This is a genomic window from Achromobacter sp. (assembly GCF_036567245.1).
Classification (GTDB): domain Bacteria; phylum Pseudomonadota; class Gammaproteobacteria; order Burkholderiales; family Burkholderiaceae_B; genus Achromobacter.
On the sequence record NZ_DATCUY010000637.1, the window covers coordinates 1 to 19,643 of the forward strand.

General features: G+C 63.9%; 17 protein-coding genes. 6 read left to right on the forward strand and 11 right to left on the reverse strand.

Features of this window, described 5'->3' with window-relative positions; translation table 11 throughout:
* Positions 1 to 304 precede the first annotated feature (304 nt).
* The 4 genes from VIR09_RS27005 to VIR09_RS27020 all read right to left on the reverse strand — a co-directional run bounded on the left by VIR09_RS27005 (position 305) and on the right by VIR09_RS27020 (position 3,977).
* The gene (locus VIR09_RS27005) at positions 305 to 1,276 is read right to left on the reverse strand and encodes a FecR family protein (RefSeq protein WP_332015660.1); all 972 of its coding nucleotides are present in this window, start codon (positions 1,274 to 1,276) and stop codon (positions 305 to 307) included.
* Between the two features lie 105 nt (positions 1,277 to 1,381).
* The gene (locus VIR09_RS27010; RefSeq protein WP_332015661.1) at positions 1,382 to 1,897 is read right to left on the reverse strand and encodes a sigma-70 family RNA polymerase sigma factor; all 516 of its coding nucleotides are present in this window, start codon (positions 1,895 to 1,897) and stop codon (positions 1,382 to 1,384) included.
* Positions 1,894 to 2,541 (reverse strand): STN domain-containing protein, encoded by a 648-nt coding sequence (locus VIR09_RS27015; RefSeq protein ID WP_332015662.1) that lies wholly within the window; start codon positions 2,539 to 2,541, stop codon positions 1,894 to 1,896. Before VIR09_RS27015 ends, VIR09_RS27010 begins: the two co-directional genes overlap by 4 nt.
* Before the next feature lie 254 nt (positions 2,542 to 2,795).
* Entirely contained in the window at positions 2,796 to 3,977 is a 1,182-nt protein-coding gene (locus VIR09_RS27020; RefSeq protein WP_332015663.1) for an MFS transporter, read from the reverse strand.
* Between the two features lie 331 nt (positions 3,978 to 4,308).
* Here VIR09_RS27020 and VIR09_RS27025 point away from each other — a divergent pair, with 331 nt between their 5' ends.
* Both VIR09_RS27025 and VIR09_RS27030 read left to right on the forward strand, forming a co-directional pair.
* Positions 4,309 to 5,523: a GGDEF domain-containing protein gene (locus VIR09_RS27025; RefSeq protein WP_332015664.1), complete on the forward strand. Its 1,215-nt coding sequence runs from the start codon at positions 4,309 to 4,311 to the stop codon at positions 5,521 to 5,523.
* A gap of 101 nt (positions 5,524 to 5,624) precedes the next feature.
* Positions 5,625 to 8,351 carry an autotransporter outer membrane beta-barrel domain-containing protein gene (locus VIR09_RS27030; protein WP_332015665.1) on the forward strand — a complete coding sequence of 909 codons (2,727 nt, stop codon included), beginning with the start codon at positions 5,625 to 5,627 and terminating at the stop codon, positions 8,349 to 8,351.
* Positions 8,352 to 8,438: 87 nt separating this feature from the next.
* On the opposite strand, the gene VIR09_RS27035 is transcribed toward VIR09_RS27030, so the two are convergent.
* From VIR09_RS27035 to VIR09_RS27065, 7 genes are all read right to left on the reverse strand, one after another.
* On the reverse strand, positions 8,439 to 11,024 hold the full coding sequence (locus VIR09_RS27035; RefSeq protein ID WP_332015666.1) for an autotransporter outer membrane beta-barrel domain-containing protein: 2,586 nt from the start codon (positions 11,022 to 11,024) through the stop codon (positions 8,439 to 8,441).
* A 240-nt stretch (positions 11,025 to 11,264) separates the two neighbouring features.
* Complete coding sequence (locus VIR09_RS27040) at positions 11,265 to 12,161, reverse strand: arginase family protein (RefSeq protein ID WP_332015667.1); 897 nt, start codon at positions 12,159 to 12,161, stop codon at positions 11,265 to 11,267.
* A 178-nt stretch (positions 12,162 to 12,339) separates the two neighbouring features.
* Complete coding sequence (locus VIR09_RS27045) at positions 12,340 to 13,449, reverse strand: PepSY-associated TM helix domain-containing protein (RefSeq protein WP_332015668.1); 1,110 nt, start codon at positions 13,447 to 13,449, stop codon at positions 12,340 to 12,342.
* Positions 13,450 to 13,570: 121 nt separating this feature from the next.
* Positions 13,571 to 14,563, reverse strand: coding sequence for a FecR family protein (locus tag VIR09_RS27050; protein ID WP_332015669.1), 993 nt, complete (start codon positions 14,561 to 14,563; stop codon positions 13,571 to 13,573).
* Between the two features lie 22 nt (positions 14,564 to 14,585).
* Positions 14,586 to 15,125, reverse strand: a complete 540-nt coding sequence (locus tag VIR09_RS27055) for a sigma-70 family RNA polymerase sigma factor (protein WP_332015670.1) — start codon at positions 15,123 to 15,125, stop codon at positions 14,586 to 14,588.
* A gap of 102 nt (positions 15,126 to 15,227) precedes the next feature.
* The gene (locus tag VIR09_RS27060) at positions 15,228 to 15,836 is read right to left on the reverse strand and encodes a hypothetical protein (protein WP_332015671.1); all 609 of its coding nucleotides are present in this window, start codon (positions 15,834 to 15,836) and stop codon (positions 15,228 to 15,230) included.
* A gap of 176 nt (positions 15,837 to 16,012) precedes the next feature.
* Entirely contained in the window at positions 16,013 to 16,942 is a 930-nt protein-coding gene (locus VIR09_RS27065) for a DMT family transporter (RefSeq protein WP_332015672.1), read from the reverse strand.
* Positions 16,943 to 17,330: 388 nt separating this feature from the next.
* Between VIR09_RS27065 and VIR09_RS27070 the strand changes: the two genes are divergently transcribed.
* The 4 genes from VIR09_RS27070 to groL all read left to right on the forward strand — a co-directional run.
* Positions 17,331 to 17,531, forward strand: coding sequence for a hypothetical protein (locus tag VIR09_RS27070; RefSeq protein ID WP_332015673.1), 201 nt, complete (start codon positions 17,331 to 17,333; stop codon positions 17,529 to 17,531).
* Between the two features lie 19 nt (positions 17,532 to 17,550).
* A complete protein-coding gene (locus VIR09_RS27075) occupies positions 17,551 to 17,724 on the forward strand; it encodes a hypothetical protein (protein ID WP_332015674.1) in 174 nt (57 codons plus the stop codon).
* Between the two features lie 297 nt (positions 17,725 to 18,021).
* Positions 18,022 to 18,309 carry a co-chaperone GroES gene (groES, locus tag VIR09_RS27080; RefSeq protein ID WP_006221616.1) on the forward strand — a complete coding sequence of 96 codons (288 nt, stop codon included), beginning with the start codon at positions 18,022 to 18,024 and terminating at the stop codon, positions 18,307 to 18,309.
* 37 nt (positions 18,310 to 18,346) lie between these two features.
* The coding region (gene groL / locus VIR09_RS27085; protein WP_332015675.1) for a chaperonin GroEL at positions 18,347 to 19,643 on the forward strand (1,297 nt) is incomplete at its 3' end.

Consider the following 19,643-nt stretch of genomic DNA (forward strand, 5'->3'; position numbering starts at 1 on the left):
GCCGCTGGCGCTGCCCGCGATCGCAAGCGCCGCCAGGGCCTGCGAAAGCGGGCTCCGGCGCCAGACGGGCCGGCCACCGCGATGGCGCGAGACCGCACGCAAGGGGACGTGGAGCGGGCGGGATTGGGCAAAGGTCGTAGCGGACGTGGACGAGGGCATGGCGTGATTCTGGAGTGTCGATGAAGGGCGGTGGCGGCATGGCCACCGTGCCCGCTTACTCATCTAGTCGAATGACACCCAGAGACTCGGCACAGGAATCCGCATGAATTTTTCATGACAGACGTTCCATCCCGCGCGAGCCGTCTCAGCTCAGGAACACCACTTCGCCCACACGCCGCACCGAAACGCCATAGAGTTGCTGTATCTGCGCGATCGCCTGATCCAGGTTCTTCACCTCGTAGCGTGCGCTCAGGCGATGCCGAGCCAGCGAATCGTTCATCAGCACCACGCGGCCAGGCCGATAGCGGTTGATCTCTTCCACCGCAAGGTTCAGCGGCAGGTCACGAAAGCTGACGATGCCCCCACGCCAGTCCGACGCCGTCTGCATGATGGCGGCCGGCGCATCCAGCGTATCGGCGCTGTAGCCGAGCTGCTGCCCAGCCTGCAGCAGCAATGTGGCTTTGGGATGCTGCAACTCGACCTGCCCGCTGTTGCAGCGCAGGTGGACACGGTCGCCGCGCAGGCGGCGTACCTCAATGTCTCCGGAGGTCAGCCGCATGCGCGCCTGCCCGGCCAGCACCGCGCAGGGCTGGCTTCGAGTGGCCTGGATGGCGGCCTCTCCCGAGACGAGTTCAATGCGCGGCTCGACGCCCGTGGTCACGTTGATGCTGGTCTGCGTATTCAGCGCCAGCTTCAGCTGCTGCTCGGCTATCTCGATATTGCGCTGTTCGCCCGTGACGGTGCGATAGTCTGCGCTGGCCTGCGCCCAGGACGGCCACAGGCCGAAAGGCGGCCGCAGCAACGCGACCGCCGCCATGCTGGCAAACGCGCCGCCCCCCGCCGCCAGCAACCACCGTCTGCCCGGTTTGGCCGGAGTGGAACGCGCCTCCACCCGCCCCGGACGGTGCGCCACGTACGCGTGCGCGACCTGCCCCAGCTCCCGCCAGGCCAGCGCGGCGCGCAACCAGGCACGTTCATGCGCCTCGCTCTGGGCACGCCACGCCTTGAAGGCATCACCGTCCCGCGTGGTGGGCGAACCGGTCGCCAAGGCGCGCGCCCAGGCGTGAGCCTCGCGCTCCAGGGCGGGATCGAGTACGGGGTTATGGTCGGAATTCATGGAGGGTCGTTCGCCTGCGCGGCGTTATCTGCCGTTCTGATACCTAGACGTTTCCCGGAAGCCGGAACGGAACCCGATCGAGCGGAAACAAACACTTTCTTGCAATTATTCCTCCGCACGCGCCATCGCTCGCACGCAGTGTTCGTGCGCGGTTTGGAGTTCACGTCCCACCAGCCGCACGGATATGCCCCAGCGCTTGGCAAGGTCGGAACGCGACAAGCCTTCCAAACGCGCGGCAAGCAGGATATCGCGCTGACGAGGCGTCAGCGCTTCCAGCGCCTTGAACATCTGGGCCAGATCCGAGCGCGACCGCGTCACATCGTCCGGCCCCGGGGAGATATCCGCTACATCAAAGAATTCACTGACTTCACTTTCACTGAGCAGCCGCACGTCCTGCCGGATGCGATCGATAGCCACGTGCACGGCCGTGTTGACCAGATAGGACTGCGGGTGACGGATGCTGTCCAGATCGTCGCGCACGGACAGACGCATATAGGCATCGTGCAAAGCGTCGCCAGCCAGATCCGACGCGCCTCCTAGCCGGCGCGACACCTGTTGCTTGATGGCCTCGTATCGCTCGATGACCAAACGCCGCAACGCGGCCAGGCCGGCGCCGCTCATGGCGCACAGCCACCATGACGGCGGGCGGCCTCGGGCGAGACCACCAGGACAACGGGCAGGCCAAAACCAGGCGGCGGGGCGCCAACAGGCAAGCCGGCGAGCACCTCGCGCAGGGCTGGCTCCATCTCTGGCCGGCCGGTGGCGTGCACCTGCACGTCCGACAGGGCATGCTGGTGGTCGATGCTGACTCGCAGGGCGGCGCGATAGTCGCCGGTGCGCAAGGCCGGGCGAGCGCATAGCGCAGCCAGTACGCGGATCTGCAGAAGGCCATAGAACTGTTGGCGAGCGGCATGGGATACGCGCGGGGCGGAGGGCGCGGATGGAGTGTTCATCCGAGGCATCAGCAGCAGCGCTTGCGGGGCAGTGTAGCGAGCCTGCAGTTCCGTCCCGACCAACAGTCGCGCCAGCGCCTCCCGCGCCGTGTAGCTACCTGTTAACGCCGGCACCGTCTTGCCTGCCGTCTGGCCGCTGTCATACAGCACGGAGTCACCGGTCAACTTGCTGTATTGCTGCAGAGCATCATGCAGCGGCTGGGACGGCCAATCGAAAGCGTAAACCGGGAGAGGGGCTTGGCCAGGCAAGGCTTCGGCCTCCACCTGGGCGGACGAGACAATGGCTGCGCCTGCGGCCAGGGATGCGACCATGTTGCGCACCCGCCTCACGCCGCTGCGCGCATCGCTGGCGGGGAAGGCGGGAGATGTGGGTCAGCGAAATAGGGCATACGCACGAGAGAATCCAACGCAGACCGCCGCAAGACAGAGAATGAGCGCGTATGGTAAGCGCCAAGCATGACGATCTTGTTGCGATGTCATGACGTTCCGGCGCGCGGAAGATGGTCAAGCGAGCAGCGATATCGAAGGCCTGGGGCAACAATTACTGCAACGCTGACGCGCTGCGCTCAAGCCTGCGCGTTACGCGGCAGCCAGCGCCAGAATACGCCCGCCGCCACCAGGCCCAGCGTGCCGACGCCGAACGATGCGCCGCCGAGCGACACCAGTGCGGTCAGCACCGACAGCGCCACCGGTCCGCCGCTCGAACCCAGGTCGGCCATGAAGCGCCAGATGCCGAGAAACTGCGTACGCGCGCCCGCTGGCGCGGCGTCGGCGCCGAGTGTCATCACGATGCCCGATCCGATGCCGTTGCCGAATCCCAGCAGCGCCGACGCCAGGATGAAACTCGCCACCCCGTCGGTGAGCGGGATGGCCATCAGGCTCAGCCCCATCAGCAGCGTGCAAGGCACCGCCACCCACATGCGGCCGCGCTGGTCCATGACCTTGCCCGCCGGATAAAACACCGACATGTCGACTGCGGCGACCAGCCCGTAGATGAGCGAGGTGGTGGTGGCGTCCAGACCCAGATGGTCTGCCCACAGCGGTATCACCACCTGGCGCGACGCGCGTAGCGCGCTGATCAGCATCACGCCCACGCCGAGCGTGGCGTACACGCCGCGATGGTCGCGCGCGACCTCGCCCATGCGCGCACGCCGCGCGCCCGCGCCCACACCCGCCGAGGGCTCGATGTCGGGCGCCTTGATGGCGATGAATCCCGCGCCGAGCATGGCGCAGATGGCAATCCAATAGGCCCCGTCGAGCCCCAGGAAATGGATCAGCCCCGCGCCCGCGAAGGGGCCGAAGAAGGTACCGATCCGCGTCGTACCGCCGAGCGTGGACAGGGCGCGCGCCCTGTACGCCAGCGGCACGACCTCAATCATGTAGCTCTGGCGCGCCAGCTGAAACACCGACTGCGCACATCCCTGCATCAGCATGGCCAGCGCCAGCACCCAGAGGTTGGGCACGCCGATCACGAGCAGCAGGCCGACCACGCTCAACACGGCCGCGCCGGCCATGGCTCGCTTCTCGCCGTAGCGATGGGTGATCAACGCGGACGGAATGTTGGAAAGCAGCGAGCCGACCCCGATGAGGGCGGCTATCAGGCCGGCGGTAGCCATCGACGCTCCCTGATCGCGCGCGGTCAGCGCGATCACGGGAAGGATGGCGCCGTTGCTGATGCCATAGAGCAGCGACGGGCCGAACGCCGGCACGGCGATCTGCTTCAGATTGAACGAATCGGGTTGCGGCATGGCGGGAAAATGAGAGGTCGGCCGCCTGCCCGCCGCCTTGCTCCATGGCACGGAACCGGTCCGGCGGCCATCGGCGCGGGATGCCGGAAGTGTAGCCGCAGCCCCTCGCGCCCGGCTGTCGGCCAGCTGACAGCCGCCAAGTCGCTCCCTGGTCGTTCAGCGTCCAGCGGGTACCGGCTTTCGCTTCCCGGCGAAGACGGCCGCAACGCTTGACAATCCTTGACTGTTGAGTCCTGGCGATACATTGCAACACACCGTAATCTTTTCCCATACCAATTGTGTCAGTCGCGCATGCGTTCGACTGTGTACTGTTCCACGTATTCGGCTGTCCATGCCCGCAACCCTCCTCGAATGGTCCGTGCCCGCGGCGATCCTGCTGTGCGCCGTCGGACTCTGCGCCGCACGCTTCGTAGGCTTCAATACGCTCCGGTGGGGCTGCGCCCTGGCGTGCCTGGGCGCGGGCTACGCCCTCATGCTGGTGCAGGCCAGCGCACTTTCCCCCTATAAACAGGTCGTCGAGGATGCATTCATTCTGGGCGGTGTCATCCTGGCCTGTCGCGCCCTCCAGAGCCGCCGCGGCAGCCAGATTTCCCCCTGCTTCGATGTTGCGGTCCTGCTGGCCTCGACGGCGATGGTAGTGGTCTCGGTCGTGCTGTTTGCCAGCGCAAAGCTGGAGACGTTCTTCGTCCAGGCCTGTTGCGCGCTCGTGACATGGCGGGCCACGCTGTCGTTCGCCAGGCAGGCCGTGACTACGTCGGACCGGGTGCTCACCGCCGCATTCCTCTTCATCGCGCTCGTATTGACGGGCCAGTGCATCCTGTACGTTGCCGCCCCGATACCTCCGCTCGCAACGGGCGAATGGAGAACGTCTGTCTGGGGCATCCTGATCCAATACACCGGACTGCTCGGAAGCATAGTCCTGACCTTCGCAGTCTTCATCGCGACGAGCTGCGACGCCATAGAGAAGTACCGTCGCCATGCCCATACGGACGCCTTGACGGGCCTGCTGAACCGCCAAGGACTCGATAGCCTGCTGGCCTCCGTTTCCGGGCGCCTGTTCTCGGATGCGGCAACGTCAACCGCGCTGATCATGGCCGACATCGACAACTTCAAACGCATCAACGATGACTTCGGCCACCCGTTAGGCGACATGGTGCTGGCCCGATTCGGCGCCCTGCTCAGACCGCGGGCAGACGCCCGCATCCATGCTGCCCGGCTGGGAGGAGAAGAGTTCCTGCTGCTGCTGCCCGCGGCAAATCTGGAAAGCGCCACCGCAATCGCCGATGAAATCCGTACCAGCTTCGTGTCGCAGCGCTGGGCGCCGCACGCTCCAAATTCGCGTTTCACAGTGAGCATGGGGGTGACCCTCGTACAAGCAGGAGAACCTTTCGCCAGCGCGTTGAAGCGAGCAGACGATCTGCTCTACGCGGCGAAGCGACGCGGACGAAACTGCACGGCTGCGGCTGAAGCGCCGGCCGACGCTGGACATGGCCGCCGCGCGGCCGGCGACAACGCAGGCAGTGAAAAGTGTTGCGCACAGATATGAAACCTGCGGCGCCATCCACCGCGGGTAAACACCTATAAATAAAACTCGCGGCCCGCCGTATTGATCGCATGCGGTTCGCATCTACTTGGGGAGGAAGCGTCGTGGTCGGCAAGCATTGCAATCGCGCGGGGTGGTCAAAATGGATAATCCTGGTCGCATCCACGGCCAACTTCGCGAACCCGGCAAACGCCCAATCCGTCTCCGGTGTCGGGGAGGTGCTGCCCGGTCCGGTTCAGTCGCCGAACTGGAGCCTTATCCTTATTGGTAGTGATCTGACCGTCGGCAAATCCGCGGTCGGGGCATTGACCATCACCGGCGGCGGCTCTGTAATCAATGAGTCGGCCTTCATTGGCGACTTGGTTGGCGGCTCGGGCACCCTGACGGTGTCGGGCGATGACGGCGCAGGCACGGCGTCCACGTGGACCAGCCGCGACCTGGTGTCCGTCGGGACCGAGAATGGCAGTATCGGCAAACTGATGGTCGAGGACGGGGGCATGGCGCAAGGCGTATCAGCCAGCCTCGGCCGCGATTTCGGCAGCACGGGGGAGGCTGTCATTTCCGGGCCGGGATCGCTCTGGAACCTGTCCACGGCCGGCACGCTTCAAGTTGGCACCGGCGGCAGAGGTACGCTGGAGATCGACAATGGCGGCGCAGTTCATAGCGGCCAGGGGATTATCGGCTGGCGCCCCGGCAGCAACGGGCTCGTAACGGTCTCGGGGCAGTCATCGGTCTGGGATCCATTCGACAATATCTACGTTGGTCTCGGGGGAATCGGAGAATTGCGTGTGCGTGATGGAGCCACCGTCGGCACCGTCGGATCGGCCAGTCCAGGGGCTGCGGCAACGGTCTACATCGGCGACGGTTTGGGCAGCATCGGCACCGTGACCATATCGAGCGCAACGGCCGACATCTCGACGCTATCGGCAAGCGACCGCATCCAAGTCGGTTCCGCGGGCACCGGAACGCTGACCATCAACAAGGGGGGAGTGGCGGTCGCCGCCAGCGATACGTGGATTGCCGTTTCCGGCGCGGCCACCGGCACGCTGAACCTGAACGGCGATGGCAGCGGCCGTGGCGTGCTGGCGACCGGCTCGGTCGTCAAGGGCGCCGGCAACGTCACCTTCAATCTCGATGGCGGCATCCTGCGTGCCCTTCGTGACCATGGCAATTTCCTGAACGGCTTCTCCACCCAGACCGTGGGGAGCGGTGGCGCCTGGTTCGATACGAACACCCACGACGTGCGCGTGCTTACCGCGTTCTCCGGCACCTCCAGTCTCAACAAGCTGGGCGCGGGCACGCTGACCTTGTCTGGCAACAGCTCCGCGTTCACGGGCAACACCGAGGTCCAGGGCGGCACGCTGCAGGTTGACGGCACACTCGGCGGGCCGGTGAACGTGCTCGCGGGCGCCCGGCTGACCGGCACGGGGCGCGTCGGCGCGACGGCCAACAACGGCACCATCGCACCGGGCCCGCGCAGCGGCTTCGGCACGCTGACAGTCGCCGGCGACTATGCGGGCCAGGGTGGCAATCTGGAGATCCGGACGCAGCTTGGCGCCGATAATTCGCCCACCGACAAGCTGGTGATCACGGGCGCCAGCTCGGGCACGACGCCGGTTACCGTGAAGAACATGGGCGGCGCCGGCGCATTGACCCAGCGGGGCATACAGGTTGTGCAGGTCAGCGGCGTGTCGGCGGGTCAATTCAATCTGGCCAATGGCGATTACGTCATGAACGGCCGCCCGGCGCTGGTGGCCGGCGCGTATGGCTATGTCCTGCAAAAGGATTCGGGCGACGGGAGCTGGTATTTGCGATCATCGCTGATCGACGCCGGCACGCCTCCGGGTGGTGGCGATAGCGATACGCCGCCTGTGGAGCAGCCCCTGCTCTATCAGCCCGGCGTGCCGGTCTATGAGGCCTACGCCAACACCTTGCTTGAACTCAGCAAGCTTCCCACGCTGCGCCAGCGGGTAGGCAATCGCCTCTACGATTCGCAGGGTGTCGGACGCAACGGTGTATGGGCCCGCATGGAAGGCACGACGAGCCGGCTCGATCCTTCCGTTTCGACCACCGGCCAACGCCAGGATATCGACAGCTGGAAGGCGCAATTCGGTGTTGATCGTGTCCTGGCCGGGCAACAGGATGGTTCGCGCCTGGTGGGCGGATTGGCCCTTCATTACGGCACGTCCGACACTCGTGTGTCGTCGCCCTACGGCAACGGCTCCGTCGACACCACCCGCTATGGCCTGACGCCGACGCTGACCTGGTATGGCCGCAACGGCGTCTACATCGACGCCCAGGCGCAGGCGACCTGGTTCGACAGTGACCTGAATTCCCGGCTGGCGGGGAAGCTGAAGGACGGCCGCAAGGCGCAGAGCTATGGCCTAGGCATCGAAGCAGGCAAGGCGCTTGAGTTGCAGGAAGGGCTGGCCCTGATCCCGCAGACGCAAGTGACGTATGTATCGACGCGCTTCGACCGTTTCAGCGACAAATTCGGCGCTCGTGTCGAAAGCGACAAGGGTGACAGCCTGCAGGGCCGTATCGGCGTGGCGCTGGACTACAGGAGCGATTGGCAGGCGGCAGGCGTCAAGCGTGAGTCAAGCGTCTATGGCGTCGTCAACCTGAAACATGAGTTCCTGGATGGCACGCGGATACAGGTTTCGGATGTGCCGGTAGCCAGCCGCATGTCGCGCACCTGGGGCAACCTCGGCGTAGGGGCCAATTACGCCTGGGGCAACCGATATGCCGTCTATGGCCAGGTCGATGCGGATGCGGACTTCTCCGGCAGCTACGCCGTCACCGGCACCGCGGGTTTCAGAATGACGTTCTAGATGCGGCGATGGCGGCAGACAGCGTCGGCCCGCGCCTGCCGTCGCCGCAGAATACCGAACGCCACTTGCCGGACGGCGCACGGCGTCCTACCAGGTATATCTCAAGCCGACCTGCGCAGCGGCGCTGCGCAGGTAATTGCTGTCGACGCTCATCGAATACCCCAGCTTGCCGTACAAGGCCAGCACGGGAGAAAGCGCCACGGTCGAACCGGCGGCAAGTTCGATGGACGTGGCCGAGCGCTCCGTATCGATGGCGTCGCTGCCGAAAACGACGCCATTGGTGCCGCTGAAAGTGCGCCACAGATTCACCATGGCATAGGGCAGCCACCGGGTGCGGCCATTGTCGTAGTCGCCCTGCAACCGGGCGCCCAAACGGCCGGTGACCGCATTGTCATTACGGATATTCACGTCGGAAATGCCATCGTTGAAATCGTCGATGCGCGTGCGCTGATAGATGAGTTGCGCCTGCGGCTCCAGCTTCCATCGTTCCGACAGGGCGAGCGGATAGCCGGTCTCCAGCGACGCGGTGAAGGTCTGGCCGCGCGTATCGGCATCGCCACGCCCCTTGGAGTCGGTCTTGATGTCGAGCCAGGTGTTCATCAGGACGGTATCCACATACCAGCCCGAATTGCCGGTATAGACCCAATAACCGCCGACGCTGTATCCGTTCAGCCTGAGCCTGCCCGTCGCCGCGTCGGCAACGCCACCCGCCGAGCCATGCGTGTCGCCGCGCGCGTAGGTATATCCCCCGAAAACCCCCAGCTGGTGCTGGCCGCTATCCACGCGACGCGCATATAGATCCTGTCCCACCTGGAAACCCGCCAGATCGCCGTCGAAGCCCGGCGAGGCATCTCCGGCCAGGGACTGCTTGTAGTTGGCGCCGAAAGCGCGTACCCAGGTTGCCCGCTGATTGCCATCACGCTGGAGCAGCGCCTGATTGCCCTGGCGTTCGTGGAACGTGCCCAGTTGCATCACCCCCATGCGGCGTACGACCATTGGAATGCTGCTGTACAACGCCACTTCGGGGCGATATAGCGGCGTATCGGAAACCGATGGCCGAGAGCCCGTCGCTGCAAGTATCTCGTCGGCGATCATGTTGGCCTCGGCCAGGCTCTCCGCCACCTGGCCGTCCACGACGTACGCCTGCGAGCGCAGATACCAGCTCTGGGGATTGGCGCCGTCGTTGCCGCCGCGGTGCAGGTGATATTCGTACGCCCCGGCATTCACGGGGCCGGCCAGGGAGAATGCCGAGGCCGCAGTTGAAGCACCGTTGAGCGCTTGCACCACCTGGATGCCGTCCCCGGTCGTGAGTCCACCCTGGCCGCCGCGGTTCACAACGGTGATCGGGGTGGCGCCTGAAGCGCGTCCTCCATCCAGGACCAGCCGGTCGGAGGCGGACCCGTCGGTTCCCAGCGCCGTGTTCACCGTCATGGTGCCGCCATTGCTGACGTAGTCACCGCGGATCGTCAGCGCCCCGAAAGCCTGTCCGTTGTTGGGACCGGGACGAAGCTCGCCGGCATTGGAGAACGTGCCCGCCAACGTGCCCGTACCCGCCAGCACCGCGCCCGCCGCAAGACTGTTGCTGGGGCTCGACAAGGTGCCGCCAAGAAAGAACGTCCCGCTCTGCAGATCCACCCTCTCGGTGAAGGTCGAATCCGACGTCCACCGCCAGTCCGCGCCTCGCATGGTCAACGAGTTGAAATTCCGAAAGACGTTGTCGACCACGCCCGTGCCCTCCAGGTAAGCCCGGCTGACAGCGCCCCCGCCGTCAGCCCCCCCCTTGATTGCCGAGCCCGTGCGCAGGATGAAGGTACCGGTGCCTTGCGGGCCCATATAGACGGCCGTATCCCGCGATACGCCGCCATTGCCTTGCAAATAGCCCTCGTTGATGAAGACATCATTGCCGTTCTGGCCGCGCAATGCATAGGAGTTGTCGCTGATGATCCGTCCGCCGGCCCGGTTCTCCACGCGCGAATAGAACCCGTTGGCGTTGGTGGTGTTGACGTGGACACCGTCAGGCCCAAACTGGTTGTTGCTGCTGGCGCCGCTCGCGTGGATGAGGCCGCTGTTGATGAACACATTTTCCGTCGGGCTGCCGCCTTGCAGGTAAACGCCCTTGGCATCGGTGCCACTGACCAGGATCGTCCCGGTATTGGTGACGTTGTTGCCCGGACCGTTGACCGCAATACCGTGTCCGCTGGCGCCGCTGGTCGCGATCGAGCCGGCGTTCAATATCGTGGTCCCGGTACTGCCGATGTTGGGCACCGAAATTCCGCGCACACCCGTGCCCGAAGTGACGATGGCGCCGTTGTTGATCAAGGTATTGTTATTGCCGAACCCAACCATCGCGCCGCGCGACCCACCGGCGCCGCCGGTCATCTGGATGGTGCCATTGTTGGTAAGGGTGCTGGCGTCCTGCACGGAAAGCGCCCGGGTGGCACTGGTGGAAAACACGGCGCCGGGAGCGACGGTGATGGTAACGCCCGTACTGCCCGCCGTGGCTTCGATGGTCTGGCCGGTGGTGGTCCCGCTACAGCTGACACTCTGGCCGGTGCCGGGCGTCGAGGTGGGAGAACAGGCCGCATGGGCGGCAGGGCTTCCTATGCCGCCCAACCCGAACAGGGCCAGGGCCAGAACTTTCTTTTTTGTCCACATCCCATGCCACGGCCGCATGCTCTCTCCTCGTTGGGGTGTCCAGCCTTCTAATCGTTTTGTGTCAAAGCTGGCGATATATTGGCTACAGTCGGCACGTTTTTGTATACAAATAATTTATTGAATGTAACTTGCGCGTCCGTGTGGCCAATGCGCCGTCCCTGCGCGGACTTCGCGATTTTCGCCGCCTTGAACTCGCGCGGATATGGCGCCGCCGAGCGGCCCGGAGACCTGCCCGCAGGGTCCGTGCGTTACATGCGCTCACCAGGGATGGGCTGTTCCGAGAGCTGCGGCCAGCAAGTCGGCCAAACCGCGTCCGGCACTGCCGTCTTCATCAAGACGCGGATTGTAGATAGTGACCTCAAGGCCGACTGCCTTGCCGCTCGACAGGGCAATCCGGAGCGCGATCATCAACTCGTCCCAGGACAATCCCCCAGGCACGCGAAAATCCACGGCCGGCATGATGGCGTCATCAAGACAGTCCGCGTCGACGTGGATAAAGAAACCGTCCAGTTCTGCGCGCGTCAGGTGGTCGACCGCTGTCCGCGCAGCGGCCTCAATACCCATGTCGCGTACGGTGGGAAGATCGAGCGTCTTGAGTTCCTCGGGGAGAGGCTGGCTCCCGTATTCCTCTTGGTCCTGGTGATCGCGATACGCGAACGCGACGGCATCTTCGGGGCGGACCAACGGACCGCGTCCTTCAACGTCGGCCAAGAGCGGCGGACCGTAGCCGGTGGCGAAGGCGAGGTCCATCGAGGCGCCTTCACCGTTGGGCTCCGCCTCAGGCTGGAAAAAATCGGCGTTTCCGTCAATGAACAACAGACCGTAGCGACCGCGCCGCCGGAACGCGAGCATCGAACCCAGCAGGATTGTGCAATCGCCGCCCAGGAGAACCGGAAACTCGCCCGCATCCAGCACCGCTTCCACCGCGTCGGCGAGCTTGGGCGACCACGCCGCAATTGCCCTGGCGTTCAGGACGCCGGTCTCAGGATCGGGCGTAGGATCCTTTGGAGGCACCGCCAGCCGCCCGCTGCGACGTGCATGGATGCGCTCGGCAAGACCGAGGTCCAGGAGCTGATCCGGCAAACGTTCCACACCGTCGGTCGCCAGGCCCAACGTCGAAGGGACCTCGAGGATTGCATAGGAAAGGGTTGGCATCGGCACCTCCGATGGTGGCTATTCCGCAGGGTACGTCACGATGCTATTTTGTACCCAAATTTGAGACCTCCAGCGAAATTGGGCTCATTCACTTTGGTCATCATGGTTCATTGGACATGGCACTCTTGCCCAGAAATTTCAATGAACTTGAGCGGCGCTTTGATTCGCGGTGCGCCGATCACTTCGCCGAGTACTTTCTGCGCCAAAGATACAGCCCGCTGACGAGGACGACGATGGCAACGACATCGAGCACGGCCCATATGATCTTCAACGGCAGCCCGCCGTAATCGCCGAAATGCAGCGGCTGCGACAGGAACAGCATGCGCGTGTACCAGGGCATGTCTTCCATGGCGGTCAATGCCCCGGTCTCCGCATCCACCAGTGCAGGCTTCAGCAAGCGGGAACCGATAGGCGTGGCGCCTCGCAGGAAGACCGCGTAATGGCGCGTGCTGCTGAAGGCCGAGCCGGGGAAAAACACCGAGGCCACCTTCATATCGGGTGCGGCATGCAAGACCGTGCCAACGGCCGCATCGACCGACGCGAGTCGCCGCGGCGGCCCCTGCCCATCCTGGCGGGCGCTGTTCACCATGTCCGCCAGTTGGTGTGTGCGCCATAGCGCCGCCAGGGGATCGTGCAGGCTATTTATGATGCCGGTCAGCGCAATGACCAGCATCCAGGCCGCCGTCGCTATGCCCAGGAAATTGTGCAGATCGAGCCAATGGATGCGGATGCTGCGATCGCGACGGATGCTGCCAAAAGGCAGCTTGCGCATGAACGGGCCATACAACGCGATGCCGGACACCATCGCAACGGCAAGCAACAAGCCCATTGCGCCCAGGAACAACGTGCCCGGCAAGCCTGCGTACAGATCGGTATGCAACCGGCGGACCGTTTCCATCGGGCCTGCGCTGCGCGGCGGGGGTAACTCTACGGGACGCCCGTCCTGCAAGGAATAGAACTGCCGCTGCACCGCGTCTGCGCCCTGCGCATCCGTCTTGCGCAAGATCACCAATAGCGCGGGGACGTCCGGCATGATGCCAAGCGAGTCGACCCGGCTGCCCGGCCGGGCGGCCAGCGCATCGGCCACGATCTGATCCAGCGATGGCGCTGGCGCCCCAGGCGCGCGCGCCGGCAATTCCGGATGCGTGCCCACCGCCGCTTCGATTTCGTCGTGGAAGACGAGCGGCAGGCCGGTCAGGCATAGCAGGAGCAGCCACAATGTCGCCGCCAGGCTGGACCATTTGTGCACGGCGCTCCAGCGCCGGAGATCGCTGCGGGACGACGTCATGGCGGCTTACCAGCGATAGTTGAAGGTCGCCAGCACTGTCCGCCCCACGCCCTGCGTGCAACCTTGCCCCGTGGTGCACTGATCTTGTGTATCGAGCCAGCCCGGAATTCCGGAACCGCAGTTACAAACTATCCCGCCTGGAGGCCGGACGCAGTTCCACGGCCGTCCACCACGGCAGCGTCCGCTTCACCGTGATGGGCAGCACGCTTTCCAACAGTGCAAGCGTCTGGTCCGGGTCGCGCAAGGGAAAGCCGCCCACGACCCGCAGGCGGGCCGCCTCGGGCGAGACGCTGAGATGCCCAGGCATGTAGCGCCCCAACTCTTCCAGCAGCGCGCCCAGGGGAATATCGTCGGCCAGCAGTACGCCGTTGGCCCAGACCTCGCGGGCCCGGCTGGCGGGCTCGAGCCGCCAACTGCCCCCCCGTCCGAACGTGAGCTGCTCGCCTGCGCCAACGACCTGGCTGCGGCTTCCTGCCTCCAACGCAACCCTGCCGTCATACACGGCCAGGTAGCTTGCGTCGTCGCCAAGAGCCACGGTGAAGCGCGTGCCCAGCGCCGTCATGCGGCCTTGCCCGGCCTGCACCACGAAGCGGCGGACGGGATCGTGAGCAGTCTCGATCAGGATTTCTCCTGCCACCAATTCCAGCAGCCGGAGATCCGCTGCATAGCTGACATTGACGGCACTGGCGGTGTTGAGCCACACGCGCGTGCCGTCCGGCAGGGAAATTTCCCGCACTTCGCCGGTGCTGGTCCGGTGCTGCGCCATAGCGGTGAGCGTGAGGCGGCGCAGCGGCGTGTGCTGCCACCCCGCCCAGGCCAGCCACCCGCCGCAAGCCACGGCAAGACCGCCAAGCACCTGGCGGCGCCGCTGCCGCAGGCGTACGGTCTTGAGCGCATGCACCGTCGCGGGATCGGGAGTTCCGCCCTGCACGGGCGCGAAACGCCGGCTGATGTCTTCCACATAGCGCCAGGCAATGCGGTGTTCTTCGCGTTGATCCAGCCAAGCCTGCCACTGCTGCCGGTCTTGCTCGGGATGCAGACTGGACCGCAAGGCAGCGAACCATTCCGCCGCCTGTTCCAGGGCTTCATGCGTGGGGACCGCCTGCGTCGTCATCGCACCCTCTTCGCCGTTGATTTCAGGAACATGCGGCCAACGCTTGCGCGGCTTGGACTTCAAGCGACACGCAATGCAGCATGGCCTGCGCCACATACTTGCGCACCATGCGGTCGGAAACCTGCAATTCCGCGGCGATTTCCTGATCGGTCATGCCATAGGCCATCGCCATGAGAAAGGCTTCAGCCGCGCGCCATGGCAAGCGCGCAAGCATCGCATCTATCTCGCACAGGGTCTCGATGACGATGGCATGGTGTTCCGCGGACGGCTGCACCGCCTGCGGGCGCTCTGCCTGCGCGGCAAGCCAGGCCCGCTCGATCTCGCGCCGGCGCCAGAGATCGACGCACAAGCCGCGCGCCATCGTGCTGAGATAAGCCCGTTCGCCATCAAACCCATCGAACTCGCGCGGGCGCGACAACAACCGGAGGAACGCATCCTGCGCCAGGTCAGCCGCATCGGCTGCGTTGCCCAGCCGGCCGCGAAGCCAGCCATAGAGCCAGCCGTGGTGGTTGCGGTACAGCACGTGCAGCCGCTGCGCCGTGGTCGAGTCGGCAGCACCCATGGTGTCGTCTCAAAAGAGAATAGGAATGGGTTGCATTTTACTCCAGCAGCAGGATGTCTTCGCCGGCCGGGGGGCTTCCGCGCTATGGCGTCCCCAGCGCCTTCAGCCCCGCCCGCCAAACAGCATCGTCAATCCGAACAGCGCTCCCAGCCCGCCAACGATAGCCAGCGACATCGAGGGCTCGCGCAAGCTCAGCGCCATGATCGCCGAACCCGCCCCCAGAACGGCAATCAACAAGCCCGCCAGGCGCCCACCCGTGGAACCATAGAAATGCTTGCGGCGCGCCGCCTGCGTACCGGCGGGCTGGCGCTTTTGCCACGCGGCCAACGCCTGCTCGAACTCGCGCAACAGGCGTTCACGCCTGGGCAGGTCCACAGCGCTGACCAGTAACGTCGGCAGGCCGGGGCGGACCAGCTTGAGATAATCGTCAGTGCCCCAGCTGGACAACTGGGCGAAGGCGACGGGAGAGCGGCGCGAAAACTCCAGCCCCTCGGGCGTCACCCTGACCGTATTGGGAGTGGGAAAGCCCTTGAACGCCACCAGCGGCGGCACAAGCAAACCCAGCACCGCCAGCACGGCCGCCAGGCCGATCGGCCCGCGGTTGAACACCACCAGCATGAAACTGCCCGCCGCCAAGGCGAAGGCAAAGGGCACCGACAACTGGTGCCATCGGGTATAGACCGACGCCTGGATCCCTCCGTTGCTAGTCATGCTTGAGCCAATTGCATATCTACTCCCCCGGGAATGAAGCACGAGTCACGGTCAGAGTGTAATCATGCGCCTGAGCCTATTCGGCGACGGCGAGTCGGGAAAGCACAGGCATTACGTGAACGTCGTTTCCTGGGCCGGAATGCTGTCGTGGGTATAGGGCAGAACAGGAGGACCGCTCATCGGCGCTGTCGCGCCTCGGCGCGACGCCGGCCGACGTGCATGATCGCCATGCCCGAGATCGCAAGGGCGGCGCCGATGAACAGATTCGCTGGGGTGGCTTCGCCCAGCCAGAGACTGGAGAACAGCACGCCGAACACGGGCACCAGCGTGATGTAGCCGGAGGCCGCGCCGGCACCCAGCATCTTCACGCCTTCGAAATACCAGGCATAGGCGATGGCGGTGGCACCGAACGCGAGGGCCAGCAGACTGCCCCACGCGCTGGCTGGGGCCTGTCCCAAATTCGCCCAGGCGGGAATGCCTTCCACGATCAGGCTGGTGAGCAGCAGCATCAGCGCGCCGATCACGGTGGTCACCGTGGTGGTCGTCAGGGCGTCCACGCCTTTGAGCACCAGCCGACCGATCAGGGTGTAGGCCACCCAGCAGGCCACACAGCCGAGCAACAGCAGTTCGCCGAGGCCCAAGCCGGAGCCGACAGCGGCTTGTGCAGCCCCGCCGCCGATGGCGATATACGCACCGATGGCCGACAGAACCATGCCGGCCAGGATGGCGGGGTTGAGGTGTTCGCGGAACAGGATCGCAGCCAGCAACAGCGTCGCGCCAGGGTTCAGCGTCACCACGATAGCGGCTTTGCCGGCCGGCACCAACTGCAGGCTCAACATGAAGAAGCTGGAGTAGCCGAAGACGCCCGCCAGCGCGGCGGCGGCCAGGCCGAGCCATTGATTGAGCGTCAGAGACTTCAGGCCCCGCAGGGCCGAGGCGCGATGCATCCACAGGACCAACGCCACGCTGGCAAACAGGAATCGCAGGCTGGCCGCGGCCAGTGGAGCCATCGACTGGGTGACGACCTTGCCCCAAGACCACGACGCGCCCCAGAGCGCGGCCATGCCGACCAGGCGCAGGTGCGTGGCCATCAACGTATTTTTCATCTGTGCTTCGAAGGTGAGACGCGGTGGTCGCGCCAGGCGACGGTGCAAACGCAATGCATCGAGGTTGCCCATTCGTGACACCCGCCAATGCGAATGCGGGATTTTAGCTGGCAGTGGCAGACGCTCCTGACCTTTGTACGGTACGTACGCCGGGGCTATTTACGTTGTGCCGCGCTTCGGCAAAACAGCTGCCTCGTCCGCATTTGCGCGCGGGCATGTTCGCTCTCCAGTACATCAACTTGCGCAAACCAGAAACGACGTACAAATCGAACAACTCAATAATATGTATGGAGCTAGGCGGTAAACTTTGACTGTCTATAGGGAGTATGGCGCTCACTCCCTCCACTCCCAACCTCTTTCAGCGTTGCTTTTTTTGAGCAGCCACTGGATGAAGGCATGGGAAGAAACCTTCGGGTTCTGCCTAAGGCACCTGCTGATGGCGCTCGCCGCGCTGAGTTTGTCGGGATACGGAGAGTCGGTGTTCTTCACCCCCCGAACGCAAGGTGAAATCGAGCAGCGTGATCTCACACTCGTCGGAATCAGGCTGATGTTTTTCGTGGCCCTCACGGCTATCGTTCGTTTGTATTAGCCTGGCCCACGAGTAGTAAATGAAGCTGCTGAAGCAGCGTTTTGAGGAAATGATGAATTTTTGGGTCCCTTTAGTCTTCGGTACGTTCAAACTCCTCGTGTTGGGCACGGGCATGTTTCTCGCCATCAAGTCTCATCGCGATGGAGAAAAAAAGGAGAAGGAGGAGAAGGAAAAGGCGATGAAAGCAACGTAGTGGAGACCTCGTTGCTATTGGGGACGTCCTGATCGACTTCGCCACAACCCGCTCGCCGTCTCTATGCACACATTTGTTACATATCAGCTTGAGTGAACCGAGGCTCAAATTCAATGGGGCTTCGACACCGGGTGGGCAGCGGGGCTACCAAGCTTCCCCGAATATGTAACAGCGCCCTCCCTCCCCCTTGAACCCTAGAACATCATCCCTATAATTAGCACTCGACACCGGTGAGTGCTAACAGCGTTCCCGGGCCTAACCGATCATTCCCTTCTCTTTTAGCAACAGGAGTTCCTCATGGCCTTGCGTCCCCTGGGCGATCGCGTGATCGTCAAACGCCTCGAAAACGAGCGCAAGACTGCATCGGGCATCGTTATCCCCGACAGCGCCGCTGAAAAGCCCGACCAGGGTGAAGTCGTGGCCGTCGGCCCCGGCAAGAAGACCGAAGACGGCAAGATCCTGCCGGTCGACCTGAAGGCTGGCGACAAGGTTCTGTTCGGCAAGTATGCCGGCCAGTCCGTGAAGGTTGACGGCGAAGAGCTGCTCGTCATCCGCGAGGACGAAATCCTCGCCGTGGTCCAGTAAACCCCGCCTCAAACGAATTTTCGAAGGAAGCTAAGAAATGGCTGCCAAGCAAGTATTGTTCGGTGACGACGCCCGCGTGCGCATCGTCCGCGGCGTGAATGTTCTCGCCAACGCTGTCAAGACCACCCTGGGTCCCAAGGGTCGCAACGTCGTGCTGGAGCGCTCGTTCGGCGCCCCGACCGTGACCAAGGACGGCGTCTCCGTCGCCAAGGAAATCGAACTGAAGGACAAGTTCGAAAACATCGGCGCCCAACTGGTCAAGGACGTTGCCTCCAAGACCTCCGACAACGCCGGTGACGGCACCACCACCGCCACGGTGCTGGCTCAAGCCATCGTCATGGAAGGCCTGAAGTACGTTGCCGCCGGTTTCAACCCGATCGACCTGAAGCGCGGCATCGACAAGGCTGTCGCCGCCGCCGTCGCTGAACTGAAGAAGCAATCCAAGCCGGTCACGACCAGCAAGGAAATCGCCCAGGTCGGCTCGATCTCCGCCAACAGCGACACCTCCATCGGCCAGATCATCGCTGACGCGATGGACAAGGTCGGCAAGGAAGGCGTTATTACCGTTGAAGACGGCAAATCGCTGGACAACGAACTCGACGTCGTCGAAGGCATGCAGTTCGATCGCGGCTACCTCTCGCCTTACTTCATCAACAACCCAGACAAGCAAGTGTCGGTTCTTGAAGATCCATATGTCCTGATTTTCGACAAGAAAATCACCAACATCCGCGATCTGCTTCCTATCCTGGAACAAGTTGCCAAATCCAGCCGTCCTTTGTTGATCGTTGCTGAAGACGTCGAAGGCGAAGCCTTGGCTACGCTGGTTGTGAACAACATCCGTGGCATCCTCAAGACGACTGCTGTGAAGGCTCCTGGTTTCGGCGATCGCCGTAAAGCCATGCTGGAAGACATCGCCATCCTGACCGGCGGCACTGTTATCTCGGAAGAAACCGGCATGTCGCTTGAAAAAGCCACGCTGGAAGAACTGGGCCAGGCTAAGCGCATTGAAGTGGCTAAAGAAAACACCACGATCATCGACGGCGCTGGCGACAGCAAGTCCATCGAAGCGCGCGTCAAACAAATCCGCGTTCAAATCGAAGAAGCCACTTCCGACTACGATCGCGAAAAACTGCAAGAACGCGTTGCCAAGCTGGCTGGCGGTGTTGCTGTGATTCGCGTCGGTGCTGCTACCGAAGTCGAAATGAAGGAAAAGAAAGCACGTGTTGAAGATGCTCTGCATGCAACACGCGCCGCAGTCGAAGAAGGCATTGTTCCTGGCGGCGGCGTAGCCCTGATCCGCACACGTGCCGCTGTTGCTCAGGTCAAGGGCGACA

Bases quoted from the DNA above. Each gene is read 5' to 3' on its own strand.
- VIR09_RS27060 (WP_332015671.1), bottom strand. From the start codon at position 15,836: ATGACTAGCAACGGAGGGATCCAGGCGTCGGTCTATACCCGATGGCAC.
- groES (WP_006221616.1), top strand. From the start codon at position 18,022: ATGGCCTTGCGTCCCCTGGGCGATCGCGTGATCGTCAAACGCCTCGAA.
- VIR09_RS27075 (WP_332015674.1), top strand. From the start codon at position 17,551: ATGAAGCTGCTGAAGCAGCGTTTTGAGGAAATGATGAATTTTTGGGTC.
- VIR09_RS27040 (WP_332015667.1), bottom strand. From the start codon at position 12,161: ATGCCAACCCTTTCCTATGCAATCCTCGAGGTCCCTTCGACGTTGGGC.
- VIR09_RS27015 (WP_332015662.1), bottom strand. From the start codon at position 2,541: ATGGTCGCATCCCTGGCCGCAGGCGCAGCCATTGTCTCGTCCGCCCAG.
- VIR09_RS27025 (WP_332015664.1), top strand. From the start codon at position 4,309: ATGCCCGCAACCCTCCTCGAATGGTCCGTGCCCGCGGCGATCCTGCTG.
- VIR09_RS27005 (WP_332015660.1), bottom strand. From the start codon at position 1,276: ATGAATTCCGACCATAACCCCGTACTCGATCCCGCCCTGGAGCGCGAG.
- VIR09_RS27035 (WP_332015666.1), bottom strand. From the start codon at position 11,024: ATGCGGCCGTGGCATGGGATGTGGACAAAAAAGAAAGTTCTGGCCCTG.
- VIR09_RS27010 (WP_332015661.1), bottom strand. From the start codon at position 1,897: ATGAGCGGCGCCGGCCTGGCCGCGTTGCGGCGTTTGGTCATCGAGCGA.
- VIR09_RS27055 (WP_332015670.1), bottom strand. From the start codon at position 15,125: ATGGGTGCTGCCGACTCGACCACGGCGCAGCGGCTGCACGTGCTGTAC.
- VIR09_RS27045 (WP_332015668.1), bottom strand. From the start codon at position 13,449: ATGACGTCGTCCCGCAGCGATCTCCGGCGCTGGAGCGCCGTGCACAAA.
- VIR09_RS27020 (WP_332015663.1), bottom strand. From the start codon at position 3,977: ATGCCGCAACCCGATTCGTTCAATCTGAAGCAGATCGCCGTGCCGGCG.
- VIR09_RS27070 (WP_332015673.1), top strand. From the start codon at position 17,331: ATGAAGGCATGGGAAGAAACCTTCGGGTTCTGCCTAAGGCACCTGCTG.
- VIR09_RS27050 (WP_332015669.1), bottom strand. From the start codon at position 14,563: ATGACGACGCAGGCGGTCCCCACGCATGAAGCCCTGGAACAGGCGGCG.
- VIR09_RS27065 (WP_332015672.1), bottom strand. From the start codon at position 16,942: ATGAAAAATACGTTGATGGCCACGCACCTGCGCCTGGTCGGCATGGCC.